At 52.7% G+C, this 15818-nt stretch carries 15 protein-coding genes and 1 tRNA gene; 9 read left to right on the top strand and 7 right to left on the bottom strand.

The genetic code is table 11. From position 1 onward, the window contains the following. Window position 1: 1 nt before the first annotated feature. Complete coding sequence (locus ACT3TR_RS01055) at window positions 2–2017, bottom strand: capsular polysaccharide biosynthesis protein (RefSeq protein ID WP_444624726.1); 2016 nt, start codon at window positions 2015–2017, stop codon at window positions 2–4. Window positions 2018–2411: 394 nt separating this feature from the next. Here ACT3TR_RS01055 and ACT3TR_RS01050 point away from each other — a divergent pair, with 394 nt between their 5' ends. The 4 genes from ACT3TR_RS01050 (at window position 2412) to ACT3TR_RS01035 (ending at window position 6682) form a co-directional block, all read left to right on the top strand. Then, entirely contained in the window at window positions 2412–4319 is a 1908-nt protein-coding gene (locus ACT3TR_RS01050) for a diguanylate cyclase (protein WP_444624727.1), read from the top strand. 149 nt (window positions 4320–4468) lie between these two features. Further along, a complete protein-coding gene (locus ACT3TR_RS01045; RefSeq protein WP_444624728.1) occupies window positions 4469–5416 on the top strand; it encodes an AEC family transporter in 948 nt (315 codons plus the stop codon). A 65-nt stretch (window positions 5417–5481) separates the two neighbouring features. Continuing rightward, window positions 5482–5558, top strand: a tRNA-Arg gene (locus ACT3TR_RS01040). Between the two features lie 650 nt (window positions 5559–6208). Then, window positions 6209–6682, top strand: a complete 474-nt coding sequence (locus ACT3TR_RS01035; protein ID WP_444624729.1) for a CreA family protein — start codon at window positions 6209–6211, stop codon at window positions 6680–6682. Between the two features lie 111 nt (window positions 6683–6793). Here ACT3TR_RS01035 and ACT3TR_RS01030 read toward each other — a convergent pair whose 3' ends face one another. Then, window positions 6794–7282: a pyridoxamine 5'-phosphate oxidase family protein gene (locus ACT3TR_RS01030; RefSeq protein WP_441684999.1), complete on the bottom strand. Its 489-nt coding sequence runs from the start codon at window positions 7280–7282 to the stop codon at window positions 6794–6796. 238 nt (window positions 7283–7520) lie between these two features. Here ACT3TR_RS01030 and ACT3TR_RS01025 point away from each other — a divergent pair, with 238 nt between their 5' ends. Further along, window positions 7521–7820, top strand: a complete 300-nt coding sequence (locus ACT3TR_RS01025; protein ID WP_225734260.1) for a DUF333 domain-containing protein — start codon at window positions 7521–7523, stop codon at window positions 7818–7820. A 77-nt stretch (window positions 7821–7897) separates the two neighbouring features. Here ACT3TR_RS01025 and ACT3TR_RS01020 read toward each other — a convergent pair whose 3' ends face one another. Further along, window positions 7898–8215, bottom strand: a complete 318-nt coding sequence (locus tag ACT3TR_RS01020) for a hypothetical protein (RefSeq protein WP_441685002.1) — start codon at window positions 8213–8215, stop codon at window positions 7898–7900. Between the two features lie 145 nt (window positions 8216–8360). Between ACT3TR_RS01020 and ACT3TR_RS01015 the strand changes: the two genes are divergently transcribed. Both ACT3TR_RS01015 and ACT3TR_RS01010 read left to right on the top strand, forming a co-directional pair. After that, window positions 8361–9323: a GlxA family transcriptional regulator gene (locus ACT3TR_RS01015; RefSeq protein ID WP_444624730.1), complete on the top strand. Its 963-nt coding sequence runs from the start codon at window positions 8361–8363 to the stop codon at window positions 9321–9323. A 149-nt stretch (window positions 9324–9472) separates the two neighbouring features. Beyond that, window positions 9473–10411, top strand: a complete 939-nt coding sequence (locus ACT3TR_RS01010; protein WP_444624731.1) for an ABC transporter substrate-binding protein — start codon at window positions 9473–9475, stop codon at window positions 10409–10411. A 57-nt stretch (window positions 10412–10468) separates the two neighbouring features. Here ACT3TR_RS01010 and ACT3TR_RS01005 read toward each other — a convergent pair whose 3' ends face one another. Genes ACT3TR_RS01005 through ACT3TR_RS00990 form a run of 4 tightly spaced genes read right to left on the bottom strand, consistent with a single transcriptional unit; the run spans window position 10469 to window position 13603 of the window. Beyond that, window positions 10469–11290: an alpha/beta fold hydrolase gene (locus ACT3TR_RS01005; RefSeq protein ID WP_444624732.1), complete on the bottom strand. Its 822-nt coding sequence runs from the start codon at window positions 11288–11290 to the stop codon at window positions 10469–10471. 14 nt (window positions 11291–11304) lie between these two features. Beyond that, window positions 11305–11760 carry a thioesterase family protein gene (locus tag ACT3TR_RS01000; protein ID WP_096281040.1) on the bottom strand — a complete coding sequence of 152 codons (456 nt, stop codon included), beginning with the start codon at window positions 11758–11760 and terminating at the stop codon, window positions 11305–11307. Continuing rightward, entirely contained in the window at window positions 11760–12713 is a 954-nt protein-coding gene (locus tag ACT3TR_RS00995) for an L-carnitine dehydrogenase (RefSeq protein ID WP_444624733.1), read from the bottom strand. The genes ACT3TR_RS01000 and ACT3TR_RS00995 overlap by 1 nt, the downstream gene beginning before the upstream one ends. After that, entirely contained in the window at window positions 12710–13603 is an 894-nt protein-coding gene (locus tag ACT3TR_RS00990) for a 3-keto-5-aminohexanoate cleavage protein (RefSeq protein WP_444624734.1), read from the bottom strand. The genes ACT3TR_RS00995 and ACT3TR_RS00990 overlap by 4 nt, the downstream gene beginning before the upstream one ends. Window positions 13604–13852: 249 nt before the next feature. On the opposite strand from ACT3TR_RS00990, the gene ACT3TR_RS00985 reads away from it, so the two are divergent. Together ACT3TR_RS00985 and manD are read left to right on the top strand one after the other, a co-directional pair. Beyond that, window positions 13853–14587, top strand: a complete 735-nt coding sequence (locus tag ACT3TR_RS00985; protein WP_444624735.1) for a GntR family transcriptional regulator — start codon at window positions 13853–13855, stop codon at window positions 14585–14587. Between the two features lie 16 nt (window positions 14588–14603). Next, entirely contained in the window at window positions 14604–15815 is a 1212-nt protein-coding gene (manD, locus tag ACT3TR_RS00980; protein WP_235041892.1) for a D-mannonate dehydratase ManD, read from the top strand. Window positions 15816–15818 lie beyond the last annotated feature (3 nt).

Raw genomic sequence — 15818 nt, 5'->3', positions numbered from 1 at the left:
CTCAATGCCTTTTAATCAACAAGTTACGATAACAGCGGTAAAGATGCTGTTTCCATGTAAGGGTAGAATGTTGTGCTCTTGCCTGTTCCAACAGGCTAATGACCGTTTCAGCATTGCATAGCTGCCCGGACGCTGGGTCCACATAGCCGGGATACAAAATCAGCGTGCCTGCAACCAGCGCGTTTAACGAGAGTGAACGCGTGCGGCGTGGGCAGCTAAGCGAATCCTGTGTTAACCCCCAGCCAGCATAAAATGGCAAGCCATACGTGCACACTTCACGCTTGCGCAGCAGTGCTTCAAACCCTGTTAAGGAACTCATCGTGTGAACGGCGTCAACACGCTCTAATAACGCCGCGATATCGATATCACTGGCCTCTAGATCATACAGGCGTTTGGCATTGGTATCGAGTTTACCGATGCGCGCTCCGCTCAATACGTCAGGGTGAGCTTTATAAATGATAAAGGCATCTGGATGGGCGCTACGCACGGCACTTAATAACCCGCTATTGGTGGTGATATGGGGCGAGCCTGTAGCAATAGAGGCGTCACTTTCCACCTGGCCGGGTACCAGGATCGTATAACGATCCTGAGGTAGATCAATGTCTGTTTGGCCACGCACGTTGTATTTAGAGAGCTTGAGCGCCACGAGCCGCTCACGCAGCTGCTGGGCGCGAAGCAGCAGGTCATCGCTAAACGTGGTGCTGTTGAGCAGTGTTTCTAAGTCACTGGATTGGCCGGGGTCGTAGTAGATGCCCTGGGAATCAATGACGAGTGACAGCGGCTGAGTTAAGTCGACCCCCAGGCCCACCGAGCGAATAAAGCCATCTTCCATCCGCCATAATGTTTCCATGTGCTGGGCATATTGGCGTTTAAAATTCGCATCAATGCGGCTTGACCAGACCAGTAGCCGCTTTGAACCAGGCTCAGCATTTAGTGCACAAGGTAGCTTTGGCTGATATTCGATCTGAGCGGCGGCACCTAGAAAATTGCCAATAAAGCGACGCTTCCAAGATGAAAAGCCACAGGCTAACCATGTGCCTCGGTAGCGTTCCTGCTGGCGCTTTTGATCGGTGATCAGAGCGATAGTTTCTTCCAGCGTGGCGGGCTGCTGGGTGTAAGGGTTAGCGTAGCGGCAGTAGCGCAAATAGGCTGCGGCAAACACTTCTGTGAGCGTACGCGCTTGGCGGCGTCGATGGCAGGGAATTTGATCCTGTGTTAATCCCCAGCCTGCGTAAAATGGTATGCCGAAACAGTTGACCTGCTTGCCCGCTAGCAGGGCTTCAAAGCCGAGTTGGCTGGTCACCACATAGACGTGATCCACGTGATCAAAAAGCGCCCAAGGATTGAGGTCTTCACTGATAACATGACAACGAGGATGCTCAGCGGCTTTTAGCAGGTGGCCTTGTTTTTTACCCGCGATGACGTCCGGATGAATTTTAACCAAAATGTCAGCATCGGGATGCTCGCTTAAGGCCGCTTCAAGCATCTGCTCAAAGCTTTCAGCACTTGCGCCGCCATAATGAATGGACGCATCGCCAGCGGTTTGATCAACAACTAATACACGTGCCTGGTGTGATGCCTGAAGAGGGTGGTCCGCGGCGTGGTTATATTTGGATAGCCGATAGCGGGCAATCAACGCCATACAGCGCGTTGCTTGGTCTAGCTCTTCATCATCAAATGTATCGGTGTTGAGCCAGTTTTCTAAGTCAGAGGGGCGCGAGGCATCGTAATAAATGCCGGTATGGTCGACGACGAGACTATGCGGCTGAAAGCCATTAACACCCAGGCCTAGCGAACGCAGGAAGCCATCCTCCAAGGCGATATAGGGCAATTGGTGGCGTTGGGCATACCCCCGAGCACGCACGCTGGTGGGCTTTAATCCCCAGCCGACCACCGCGTCAGGTTTGCGTTTCACGGGATGGATACGTTCAAAACGATCAAATTCGGTCAGCAGTGCAGGCAGGGCGCTAACCTTAAGGATACCTGATGACGTGTAGCCTGCTGTTCGTTTCGCCATAAATAAGGCCGCGGTGAGGTGACAAAAGAGTAGGCGGGCGAACATACGTGAAATAACGGTAGGTATCAATTCAGCACTGCTGATTGTGAATGCTGCTGACAAAAACCTGCAATGCGATGCTGAACGCGATTATTTAATAGTAGTAAATGTCCGTGTAGCTTGCAGGTTTTAACGCGCGCGCAATGCTCTTTTTTGATAACCTCATGATGTGAATATAATTAATAATACTGAGGCTTTAGTTGCAGCGAATGAATGTGATCTATAGCAAGGTAGTCCGGTGCCATTAGCGCAACGTTTAACATTAAAGCGATTTCCTCGCTTTCATTCTTTAAAAGGTCGGCTCCTGCTGGGCCTGGCTTTTACCTGGCTGTTAGTCGTGACGTTGGTGCTTGGCATGGCTTGGCAAGCAGGCAAAGTTATGGTGCAGGAGACCAATATGGTTCATCTGCGCTACGAAGCAACATTATTAGCCGATGAAGTTACCCAACAAATAGAGACGCGCTTTCAAGCGCTTAACCGTTTAGACACCATTATTGGTAATAATGACGATACGCAATGGTTAAGCGAACAGCTGCGAGTGAATGATGCTTTAATCGCATGGTTTGAGGGTGTAATAGTGGTAAATGCTACTGGGCGGGTGGTGGCTGATTGGCCTGCCATTGGCGGGCGTGTTGGACTTGAAACCTCGGGCCGTGAGCACTTTGGTATGCTGCGTGGTACCCGTCAGCCTTACGTCAGCGAACCCTTTGTGGGGGCTGTGAGTGGCATGCAAATGGTGCTGGTGAGCGTTCCTCGCCTCAACGAAGAGGGTGAATTCATCGGTTTGATTGGCGGCATTGTGAGCCTCAGCTCTGGTGGCTTGTTTGACCGGTTGTCAAAGGTTCGGTTAGGCGAGAAAGGCTATGCGGCTGTCGCTACGGCTTCGGGCAAAGTTTTATATCACCCAAATAAATCGCTGATTAATTCTTTTGTACCCAGTGCGACATTTAACCCTTGGTTGGACTTGGCACTGGATGGATGGGAAGGCGATAGCACTGGAATGCTGCGAGATGGTCAAATGGCGCTGCAATCATACGCCCAGGTATGGCCGGCCAGTTGGGTAGTGGGGCTCTATCTGCCTATCGATCAGGCCCAGCTTCCGCTATCAGAATTTATTTATCGGCTGTGGTGGACGTGGTTGACGCTTGCCATCTTAATGATGCCGTTAATGTGGTGGGTGCTTGCGCGCGTTTTAACGCCGTTGAAGCATTTAGAGATCCAAATTGGTGAGGTGGGGGTAGGCCAGCGTGAGCAGGTTGCTTTAGCTACGACCATGGAAGAGCTGCAGAAGGTTGCTACCACCTTTAATAGGGTCGAAAGCGAGCGTCAACTACTCGTCGAACATTTACAAGAGCGCCAAGCCTTTTTAGATTCTGTGCTCAATGCTACGCCTCAAGGAATGTTTATTACCAATTGTGGTGGAGCTATCACCTACATGAACCCGACGTTGCTGGAAATGCTCGGAATTGATAGCGCCTTCCAAGTAGAGGAGTTGCTGCAGCATATCCATCATGAGGATCGTGCTGGCGCTAAAGACATGTGGCGGCATAGCTTGAAGAATGGCAGTGATTTCGTTAGGCAATTGCGCTTTATGCGCAGTGATAGCGAAACGTATTGGCTGGATTTTCATGCGCGAGCGGTTGTGCTTAAGCGGGGTGGGCAGGCGCTAGGTTGGGTGGGTGTTGTGAAGAACATCACTGAGCGTCGCGAAAGAGAAGCGATTCAGCGCTGGGAAGCCGAGCACGATCCACTGACCGGTCTATTGAACCGGCGAGGCTTTGAACGACGTCTCGAAGAGGCGTTTGCTGAATTTAAAAAAACCAATACCTCTTCGGCATTGCTACTGTTTGATTTAGACCACTTTAAGCCTATTAATGATCAAGGTGGCCATGCTCTGGGCGATGAAATGTTACGACGAGTCGCCCAAGTGGTGGTCTTGAAAGTTCGTCGTAGCGACCATGTGGCGCGCCAGGGCGGTGATGAATTTGGTGTGCTGCTCTCAAGATGCACTCTATCGCAAGCAGAAAAAATTGCAGACACGTTGCGCCGCGCTGTTAGCGCTGTTTCGGTTATTCATGAAAGTAAGGAGCACAGAGTGACAATGAGTATTGGCGTCACGACGTTTAATGAAAGCGATACCAATGTGGCTGACGTACTTGTGCGTGCTGATGTAGCCAGTTATGAAGCTAAAAACCTTGGCCGGGATAATATCGTAGTGAATGTTTCTTCTAACGATCGTGATTCGTCAGCGTTATTCGATTAACGGTGATTACTGCGCAAAAAAAACGTAGCGAAATGACGTTTTATGTTAGCTCTCAGCCCTCTACTATCGATCATTCGTGGCTTAGCCAGTCGACAAATCACGTTTGGCAGTAGAGTATAAGCAGGTGCTTAACTGACCGAGATCTTGTTGTGAACCTACTTGAACTGTTTGCCCGCACGCTTGATATCACGCTGCCTGTGTTTGCGATGGTATTTGTTGGTCTAGTGCTAAAACGGTTGAAGTGGATCGATAGTACGTTTGTGTCAACCGCTTCTGCGCTTGTGTTTAGAGCTACGCTGCCTACCCTGATTTTCCTCAGTTTGATAAAAGCCGACTTAAGCGTTGCGCTGGACGTATCGCTCATGGTGTTCTTTGCTGCTGCCACGCTGGGCCAGTTTCTACTCAGCTGGCTGTGGGCGCATTTTCGTGTACCACGTAAAGATCGCGGCATTTATGTGCAAGGGGCGTTTCGAGGCAATTGCGGCGTGGTGGGGCTGGCGCTGGCAGCCGGCATGTACGGTAACTATGGCATTTCAGCGGGTAGCCTGCTGCTAGGCGTGGTGATTGTGATGTACAACGCATTTTCGGTCGTCGTACTGGCATTCTATCAGCCGGGCCAGTCGACCGACTGGCGCAGTCTGTTAAAACACATAGCCACCAATCCGCTGATTATTTCCGTATTTGCGGCACTGCCTTTTACCGTATTTGCGATCCCGTTACCTAGCTGGCTGATTACCTCAGGCGATTACTTTGCGTCTTTAACACTGCCTCTAGCATTGATTTGTATCGGTGCAACGCTCTCAGTATCGAGTATGCGTGCCGGTAGCCAGGTAGCCCTAGGCGCAAGCTGGATGAAGATGGTGACATTGCCGGTGCTCTCCACCTTAGCGGCGTGGATGGTGGGCTTTTCGGGCGAGCAGCTAGGTTTATTGTTCCTATTCTTTGCCAGCCCAACCGCTGCGGCAAGTTTCGTAATGGTTAAAGCGATTGGGGGTAATGTGGCATTAGCGGCCAATATCATCGCGATTACCACACTCATGGCGAGCATTACCGTGACGGTCGGCGTTTTTGTCCTACGCTTGCTGGGTTGGATTTAGCCTCCTCGGTGGCCCTACCTGGGCTGACGCGTTATACTGCCGCCCGCTTATTTTAGAAAGCTTAAGTCCCTGTAGCTCAGTAGGATAGAGCAGCCGCCTCCTAAGCGGCAGGTCGCAGGTTCGACTCCTGCCAGGGACGCCATATCACTTGTTTTAGTCTTCACTGCCACTTTTTTAATCCCCGCCATTATGGTCTTTAGGCCGCATCCAGATTGGAATCCCTCCTAAGCTCGAAGCTTAAATGGCTGATCAGCGTCAGCCTGGGTATTAAGAAATCCCTATTTAATCCGTTCCCGCTTATACTCCGCTGCCAAAAAAATAAACGAAGGGAACGCAGGTGACTATCCGAGCAATAATATTAGTACTGGCGCTATGCTTCGCCGGGGCGGTGAGTGCTGAGTGGCCAGCAGTCGATTCAGAAACATGGATAACCCAAGCTGAGCTGCAAGTGAGTGAGGAGAGCGCAGAGTGCGGTCTGGTTTTTGATACTCTGCCCACAGAGCTGGCCTTAGCCCAAGGCGGTTGCTGTAAAGTTTGCCGGAAGGGTAAAGCGTGCGGCAACTCCTGCATCAGTCGCAGCTATACCTGCCATCAGCCAAGTGGCTGTGCTTGCGATGGATAGACACAGCACTGTGGTGTTTATAGGGACGCCATATCTCCACCAACACCGTTTTTCTTCTTTTGCGTCTTCGTTTTGCTTTGTGATTTTCAGCGGCTGCCGTTTAAATGGTAGGCGTTAGCCATGCTCTGCGTCTAACGCTTACTCCGCTACTTACGGAAAGGACACTCCCCATGTTTTTCTCTAAACGCATTGCTCTAAACACACTTGCCATGATGTTTGCGCTACTACCGCCCACGCTATTTGCTCAGGATGCTCATATTGGCAGCGTGCGTACCGAGTTCCGTATGCTTGGGCCCAATAACACCATTGAAGTAGAGCGTTTTGATGACCCGAAGGTGCAGGGTATTTCCTGTTACATTTCCTACTCGCAGGTCGGCGGCATTTCCGGAGCGGTTGGGCTGGCTGAAGAGGCAAGTGAGGCCAGCGTGGTATGCCGGCAAACGGGAGAGATAGTGTTTACCCCGGCTGATGTGGAGGAGCAAGAGGTGATTTTTACCCAGCGCCGCTCAGCATTGTTCAAAAATCTGCGTGTTGTGCGTATGCACGACACCGAAACGCAAACCTTTGTTTATCTTACCTACAGCACTCGGCTAGTGGATGGGTCGCCTAAAAATGCTATTACGGCCGTTCATTACGGTGATTGATAGTCAACGCTTCTAGCCTTGACGCGATTCAGGTCGGCTATGCGATATAAGAATGTAGATGTAACGGCGTAGCGGAATAAGCGCCCCGTAGTAGGGCGCTTGGGTATGACGTTAACCGCCGAACTTTTCGTTTTCACCGAGGTTCGGCGTAGCGTCTTTTTTCAGGTTAGCTTTCGCAATTTCGTAAAGCTGGAAGGCTTTGCTCTCTTTTGATTTCCAGTGCTCGCCCATCTCTACTTTAATTTCCAGCAGCGCAACATCCGGGTCGTCTTTGCCTTCAGGAAACCAGGCTGCAATGAAAGAGTTCCAGTATTTCTCGATCAGATCGCGATCATTGGTAAGGTTAGCTTTTCCGGAAAGCGAAACGTACACGCCATCTTCTTGATCAGAAAAACTAAGGCATACATCATGATCTCGTTTGGCTTCAAACACCTTTTCGGCGCTGCGCCGAGTAAAAAACCACAGGGTGCCGTCATACTCTTCTTGCACTAAGTGCATTGGCCGGGCGCGCGGGGTGTCGTTGTCTAACGTCACCAGCATGCCAACTTTGATATCTTTGATCATCTTCCAGATCTTTTGCTTATGTTCAGGGCTGGACATAGCTTCACTCTCCTTATGAATTCGATATTGGCCGTCTGAATTCGCTCTTGGCCTTATGATCAGGGTACTGCCCGCAGATACAGCTCATGCCTATCTACAAGAGCTATACATCTGCGAGGCTGATTACAGCTTAGCTACCATTTTTGATAACAGCAAATGGTGGCATCAATAAGATAGCCATTGATAGCGTGCGGCGCTAAGGTAATGAATGAGTGTTCGAAACATAAAGGAGGCCGCCATGCGGATGATTTCAACGCCGGTAGAGGCAGGGTGTAACGTTAAAAGGCTGATGCGTGAGGGCCGTCAGGTTTTTTTAATGAGCGCTTTGCTGTTGCTGGCAGGTTGTGCAAGCGAGGGTGGGGGCGATAACACGCAAAACTATATGACCCAGCGCGCAGCTCAATACTGCGAAAGTATTGGCGGTGAGACGGAGGTTCAAGAAACCAGCCTGGGCACCGGAAGATACTGCCGCTTACCCGATGGGCGAGTAGAAAATCAGGGGCAGCTCTATCGTAACGAGCGGATGGAGAATGACTGATCAGTGTTCGGTGCTGCCAGTTTAAGCGTGTTTAAACTCAGAGGTCAGGAGCCAGAGTTCAGAAGCTGTAAACATGGCTATTTGAGCGCGCTGCTTTTTCTACGCCAAACGCTAATGGCAGTGGCTAGTACGGCACAGGCTGCTGCTGGTAGCAGTACGTCGAGCGCTGAGTCGAGGGTCCAGCCGCGCCAAACGCCCTCGAACATGCCGACCGGTAATGTTTCACCCCATTCCCAGCCGCGTTGAATACCTAGCCGATATTCGTGCTGTGCAATCTCTCTTCCCAGTAGCAGCGCAATGGCGATACTGCCTCCCACCCTCGCCGAGACTAGCCACAGCAAGGCGCACTGAATCATCAACGCAATAATGACGTGCTCTAAATGTGTAATGTTCATGGTTACGTCCCCTATGCGGCACTGTTTTGGCTGGCCGATATTGAATATACGACGCCATTATTTTCGATGGATTTCCGATCTTGAGAGCCGAACACGCTATGGTAGAGCCGCTTTTCTATAAAACGTTTCAATTCTAGGCAATGCTATGCGTCTTGATTACCAAGGCCCTTTACCTGAAATGGTGGGGTTTTTATTGTTACCGCAGTTTTCCATGATGGCCTTCTTCGCAGCGGTTGAGCCGTTACGGATCGCGAATCGTATTTCTGATCGCCCACTGTTTGATTGGACGCTGATTAGCGCTGACGGTGGGCCGGTAACGGCGTCGAACGGCATGACGCTAATGGCGGATCAATCAACTGGCCAGGTGCACCATTTGCCCTCACTGGCAGTGTGCAGCGGTTTCACGCCAGAAGCCCATCTTACTCGGCACTTAATGGCATGGCTGCATCAGTTAGACCAGGCGGGCTGCTGTTTAGGCGGTATTGATACTGGGGCATTCTTGCTCGCGTCCACCGGGTTGCTAACGCATGAACGGGTGGCGCTGCACTGGGAGAGCCTGCCTGCGTTTCGCGAACGCTTCCCGGGTATCGAGACAACCGACGAACTGTACGAACTAGGCGAGCGGCGTTTTTCCTGCGCGGGTGGGGCGGCAGCCATGGATATGGCGCTAGAGGTGATTGCGCGACGCCATGGAGTGAAGCTGGCGATTGATGTCTCTGAGCAGCTAATTCACGACCGTATTAGAACGCGCAGCGACCAGCAGCGCACGGCGTTGGTAAAGCGGCTAAGCACTCATAACCGGCACGTGGTAGAAGCGGTTGCGCTAATGGAGCAGAACATTGAAGAGCCGCTCAGCCTGGAAGAAGTGGCAAGCCGCGTTGAGGTGTCGGTTCGCCAGTTGCAGCGCTTGTTTGAGCAAGAGCTAAGCATGACGCCTCGCCAGTGGTACTTGCAGCTACGCGTTAAACGCGCCAAGCGGCTGCTGGTCGAGACCGATTTAGCAGTGCTGGCGGTGGGGCTGGCCTGTGGGTTTAGTTCGTCATCAAGCTTTGCGCGCACGTTTCGTGCCCATTACGGCTACTCGCCAAGAGCCGTTCGCTACCGATGATTTCCAGCGGTCATAGAAAAGCCCTTTAAATAAGAAGTGGCGCCTTGTGGTTGGTAAGTGTCGCTTCATGCTTAGTGACCTGCAGGTAGCGGCGCATACTGGTTTAATCCAGTTAATAACATAATCCAGTTAATAAAAGGTTTAGCCTCATGTCTGACACTACCAAGTCATTGTCACTTACAGCGGGTTTTTTACTTTCTGCGTTCGCTGCCGCCCCAGCGATGGCGGAGCTTGATGAACTTCGTTTTGGCGTGCCGCCGTGGCCTGGCGTTACCGTGAAATCGGAAGTGGCTGCTCAACTACTTGAGACAATGGGGTATAAAACGCGCCAGCAAGATTTAGCCGTGAGCATTATTCTGGGCGGCTTATCGCGTAACGATCTGGATATTTACTTAGGCGGCTGGTATCCCGTCCAGACTGACATGATCGAGCCTCTGGTGGCTGACGGAAAAGTAGAAAAAGTGGTTTCCAATATCAAAGGCGCCAATTCAGGGCTCGTCGTGCCGCAGTATGTTTATGATGCAGGGGTGACCACCGTGGCTGAGTTGGCCGAACATCGTGATCAATTCGGTGGAGAAATCCAAGGCATTGAAGCGGGCACCGGTATTAACGAGGCGATCCTTAACGCCATTGATAACGACATTGCAGGCCTGGGGGATTGGCAACTGAGTGAAAGCTCAACCTCGGCCATGCTGGCCCAAGCTGAACAAAAAATAGCCGATGAAGAGTGGGTGACGTTTGTCGGCTGGGAGCCTCACTGGATGAACGTGAGCTTTGATTTGGCGTATTTAGCCGATAGTGATGATGCAGGCGTAGCCTCAATTGAAAGCACCGTGTGGACGGTCACACCTGCCAGCCTAGCTGAGGAAGCCCCCGAGGTTCACCGCTTTTTGTCACAATACGTGATCGATATTGAAGACCAAAATGACTGGGTGCACGAGTATAGCTATGAAGAGCGTGCGGCGGATGATGTCGCGCAGGAGTGGATTAGTAATAACTTAGACACTGTAGCCCAATGGCTAGACGGCGTTAAAACCCGCGATGGCGAACTCGCCATTGATCAGGTGCGTGCGCAGTTCGGCTCTTAACGTATCGGTTGATCTTAAAACGGCTGATCTTAAAACGATTGCTCTTAAAACAGCGCCTTATTCAGTAAGGCGCTGTTTTAGTTTAAGGCAAAAGTCCTGCCATGCCGCGCCCATTGCGGGAAGTTGCGATTGGGCGTGAAGAGCGGCGTGCACCATTTGCGGTGCACATCGATAGCCAACCGAAACCCCCGCTTTACGCCAGCCAGTAACGGCAGCTTCCATTGGCAGCGTTAGCGGGTCGTGCGCTACCGTCAATACTTCAATGCACGTGCTAGGAGGGCGTCGATCAAACTGATGTGCATTGATTTCTGGGCAGTATTTTTGAATGCCGAGTACGTCACTACGTGACAGCAGCGGTGCATCTTCACCGAGAGATTCCAGCAACAGTTCGCCAACCGGCGGGTAAATCAACCCTAACGGCGGCGCCTCGATAAGTGAATGTGCAAGGTCGATAGCTAACCGCCCACCGGCGCTGTCACCCACTAATGCGATAGGTTGAACGGCTGTTAGCACCGTTTGGCAGTCTGCCAACATAGCCGCGTAATCTACCTCTGGCGCCAGCCGATAGTTGACGCTGACCACTTCATGCCCTAACGCTTGAGCCAAGCTGGCGGCGGGGCCGTGATGGCTCTCCACTGAGCCGATGGTAAATCCGCCGCCATGGATAAACAGCACACAGCCCGGCGTTAGCTGCTGGGGAATAAAGCGGCGCACGCTAACGCCGCTCAAAACAGTATTTTCAATTCTCATTCCCGGCGGGTCAGGTGGAGCAAACGTGCGGCAAAGCCTATTGTAGGCGCTGCGCGCTTGTGGCAAGGGCAGCTCATCCATCGCCGCCAGTCCTGCGCTAAAGTGCTGAATAAAGGCCTCTACGTTCATCTTTCCTGTACCTATTAGCGTCGAATGCCTATGGTGCGGCCAGCAAGTTCCGGCCAGGCATCGCTGCTTGCTCGTGGCAGTGCTGCTACAAGATGTGCAACTGCTTCGGGAAACGGGCTTGGTCGCCCAGAGTCCTGTGCCATGCCCATCAGCATTTGTTCGCTGGTCGCTAATAGGTTGCCTTCATCGTCGAACATGGCGAAAAACACGTGCAGGCGTTTTGCATCGCTATCAAGCAGCGTTAGGTCAATATTGAGCGGTTGGCCTTGCTGCGCTTCGCGGCGATAACACAGGTGGGTTTCCAGGGTATAAATCGTATAGCCATAGTGCTCACGGCCCGCTTCATCTAAACCTATGTGGTCAATCAACGATTCACAGGCTTGGGAAAAGACGCGGGCGTACTCCGCGTCGTTCATGTGCCCGTTGTAGTCGACCCACTCGGGTGCGACGTGGGTTTCATGGATGATCATTAAATGCGTCCCTTTAGCCCTTCGGCTTCCGGCCAGTATTTTTGTACTACCTCCAACAGTTCGACTAAAAAGTCATCCCGACGCCGGTCCAGCGTGGCTACTGAGCGCCCGGCGGCTTGGTGCTCACAGCCCTCGACCACTTTGTCGATTAGCTCATCGGTGAGTTCTGGGGCCTCCAGTTTGGTCCAGGGGAGTTTTAGCGCGGGGCCGAATTGTTCCAGCATATGGCGCATGCCAGGCTCGCCACCGGCTAAGTGGAAAGTGAGGAACGTGCCCATCAGCGGCCAGCGCAGACCACAGCCATAAACCACGGCGGCATCGATTTCTTCAGTGGTGGCCACACCATCGTTGATTAAGTGTAAGGCTTCGCGCCACAGCGCTTCCATTAAGCGGTCGGCGATGTGGCCCTCAATTTCACGACGAACCACCAGTGGTCGCATGGCGAGCGACTGATAAAGCGCTTGGGCGCTAGCAATCTGCGCGGGCTGTGTGGCTTCGCCCCCGACAAGCTCAACCAGCGGCAATAAATATACCGGGTTGAAGGGGTGGGCGACGATGACACGCCCCGGCGCTTGCTGGCAGTTTTGCTGCAGGTCGGTAGGTTTGAAGCCCGAGGTGGACGAGCCAATGATGACGTCGGGTGTCGCGGCGGCGTCAATGGCGGCCAGGATTTCTTGCTTAAGCTTTAGTCGCTCAGGAACGTTTTCCTGAATCAGGTCCGCGCCGTTAATAGCCTCTTCAATCGTCGCTGCAAACGTTAGTCGCTCCGGGCTGGCGTTGGGTGCCAGACCAAGCTGTGTTAGTGAGGGCCAAGCGTTGTCAATAAACGCTTGGGTGCGCGCTGGTGCGTTCGGATCAGGATCAAAGGCAACCACATTCCAACCCTGTGCGAGTGCGCGGGCAATCCAGCCGTTGCCAATCACGCCGGTACCGATAATGGCTAAGCGATTCATAGGCCACCTCCGGCTGGGTCACGTAATTTAAGATGGGCGCGGGTTTCAGCAGGTGTCATCACCCGGGCGCCAAGATTCTCAATGATGGTCGCGGCTTTCTCGACCAGTTGGCCGTTATTGGCCAGCACGCCTTTTTCCAGAAACAGGTTATCTTCCAAGCCAACCCGTGCGTGGCCACCCAGCAGCACCGCTTGAGCAACCATCGGCATTTGATGGCGGCCTATGCCAAAGGCTGCCCAGTTAGCGTTTTTCGGAAGTTTGTTGCGCATCGTTAACATGGTTTCGGTGTCCGCTTCGGCGCCCCAAGGAATGCCCAAGCAGAGCTGGTAAAGCGGGTCGCCGTCGATCAAGCCTTCTTGCTGAAGCTGGCGGGCAAACCAGACGTGGCCTAGGTCAAAGCATTCTAGTTCCGGCTTAACGCCAGCGGCTTGAACGAGACGAGCATGTTCACGCAGCCAATCGGCAGGGTTTACGTACACCATGTCGCCAAAGTTGAGGCTGCCGCAGTCTAGAGTACAAAGCTCAGGAAGTAGCTCGCCCACCGGTGCATGGCGTTCTGCCGGTGTTTGAATATCAGTGCCCGGGCCGCCGCGAGAGGGGTCTTGCACATCCGGTATCCAGTCACCGCCACCGCCCGCTGTGATGTTCATGACGATATCCACATCGGCCTCGCGTACGCGCTCCATCACTTCACGAAACTGCTCTGTAGAGTGGCTAATGCCGCCGGTTTCCAAATCGCGAACGTGGATGTGCGCGATGCTGGCCCCAGCATGGGCAGCCTCAATACAAGAGGCTGCGATGGCCTTGGGCGTAATGGGAACATTGGGATTTTTAGCGGTGGTATCACCTGCGCCAGTGACGGCACAGGTAAGGATGACATTGCGATTCATAGCGTGCTCTCTAATAAGCAGTTTGTTCGCCTACTAGTGTGTCGTCGTGAGCAGCAAAAAAGTTGTCGTAAAGCGCCGTTCAATATACATAACGTGCAGCTTGGTCAGAAAAAGACAGCGCGCTACGCTAGTGTCGAGCGACTAAAGTATAAGCGGTGGGGGCTTTCTCTATCTCATCCATACTACCATACTAGTCATATCAGAAGGTGCCGCCACGGCCGGCAAGCTTTCATATCCGGATTCAGGTTTATGCAGACGACATTACAAACGCTATGGCAGGAAACCCGTGACAGCGATTCAGTTCGCCAGCGGCTATTTCAAGTATTAAGGCAGTCGATCATTCAAATGGTGCTGGCCCCTGGCCAAGCGCTGTCGGAAAAAGAAATCGCTGACACGTTCTCTGTCAGCCGCCAGCCAGTGCGGGAAGCCTTTATAAGGCTGTCTGAGGCTGGCTTGGTGGAAGTGAAGCCTCAGCGCGGCACCTACGTGGTTAAGATATCGCAGCGAGCGGTGTTAGAAGCGCGCTTTGTTCGCGAATCGGTGGAAGTGGCGGTCGTGAAGTTGGCAGCAGAAAGAGGCATTGATGCAGCCATTTTAACGGAGCTGCATGATTTGTTAGCGCGGCAACGGCGCTGTGTGGAGCCGCATGATCACGACCGTTTTTATCGGCTGGATGAAGCCTTTCATCGCACGCTTTCACTGGGCGTAAAACAGCAGACTGCCTGGAAGGTCATTGAAGAAGTTAAGGCGCAGCTTGACCGCGTACGCTACCTGAGTGTGCCGCACAGCACTCCGCTGGAACGGCTGGTGGATCAACATACCAACATCGTTGCGGCTATTGAAGCGCGTAATGTCGAGCAAGCAGAGCAGGCAATGTGCCTTCATTTACGCGAAATACTAGTGTCTATGCCTGATTTAGTACGCCGTTTCCCCGCCATGTTTGAAGGTCGAGAAGCGTTCGACGCACAACCACCCCAACCCTGATGCAGGAGGCGATCCAATGAAGATCGAGCATGCTTACACCATTGTGACCTCGCCGGGACGTAACTTCGTCACCTTGAAAATAGTAACGGATCAAGGTACTTACGGCATTGGTGATGCCACCTTGAACGGCCGGGAAATGGCCGTCGTTGCGTATCTTGATGAGCATGTCATTCCTGCTTTGATAGGGCGCGATCCTCAGCGAATTGAAGATATCTGGCACTACCTTTATCGCGGTGCTTACTGGCGTCGTGGTCCCGTCACGATGAGCGCGATTGCCGCCGTGGACATGGCACTTTGGGACATTAAATCCAAGCTTGCAGGCATGCCGCTGTATCAACTGCTGGGTGGCAAGAGCCGTGATCGCGTCATGGTGTATGGCCACGCGACGGGGCGCGATATTGAAGCGTGCCTGGAAGAAGTCGCTCGTCATGTGGATGAAGGCTATAAAGCGGTACGCGTCCAGGCTGGCGTGCCCGGTATTGCCAGCATCTATGGCGTCGCTAAAAAAGATGGCGAGCCTTACGAGCCCGCCGATGCTGATTTGCCCGCAGAGCACGTGTGGAGCACCAGCAAATATCTAAACCATGTGCCTAAGCTGTTTGCCGCCGTGCGCGAGCGTTTTGGCGAAGATTTGCACGTGCTTCACGATGTGCACCATCGCCTGACACCGATTGAGGCAGCAAGGCTAGGTAAAGAAGTAGAGCCTTATCATCTGTTTTGGCTTGAAGACTGCGTACCGGCTGAAAATCAGGAAGCCTTTGGGCTTATCCGTCAGCACACCACCACGCCGCTGGCGGTAGGTGAGGTGTTTAACAGCATTTATGACGCTAAAGCGCTGATTGAAAACCAGTGGATTGACTATATTCGCGCCACGCTCACCCATGCGGGCGGCATTACTCACGTGCGTCGCATCGCTGATCTGGCGGGTCTTTATCACGTACGCACCGGTTTTCACGGGCCAACGGATCTTTCGCCGGTATGCCTGGGCGCGGCGATTCATTTTGATACCTGGGTGCCCAACTTTGGTATCCAGGAATATATGCCGCACACCACCGCCACTGATCAGGTATTTCCACACGATTACCGGTTCGAAGACGGTCACTTTATCGTGGGTGAAACGCCAGGGCATGGCGTCGATATCGACGAAGAGTTAGCCAAACAATACCCCTATAAGCGCGCAAGCTTACCGGTTAATCGGTTGGAAGACGGCACCCTATGGCATTGGTAAATT

It is taken from the genome of Halomonas sp. AOP12-B1-6, assembly GCF_052379225.1.
Classification (GTDB): Bacteria; Pseudomonadota; Gammaproteobacteria; order Pseudomonadales; family Halomonadaceae; genus Vreelandella; species Vreelandella casei.
The sequence above is the reverse complement of the archived record's forward strand: the minus strand, read 5'-3'. Positions and strand labels throughout refer to the sequence as shown.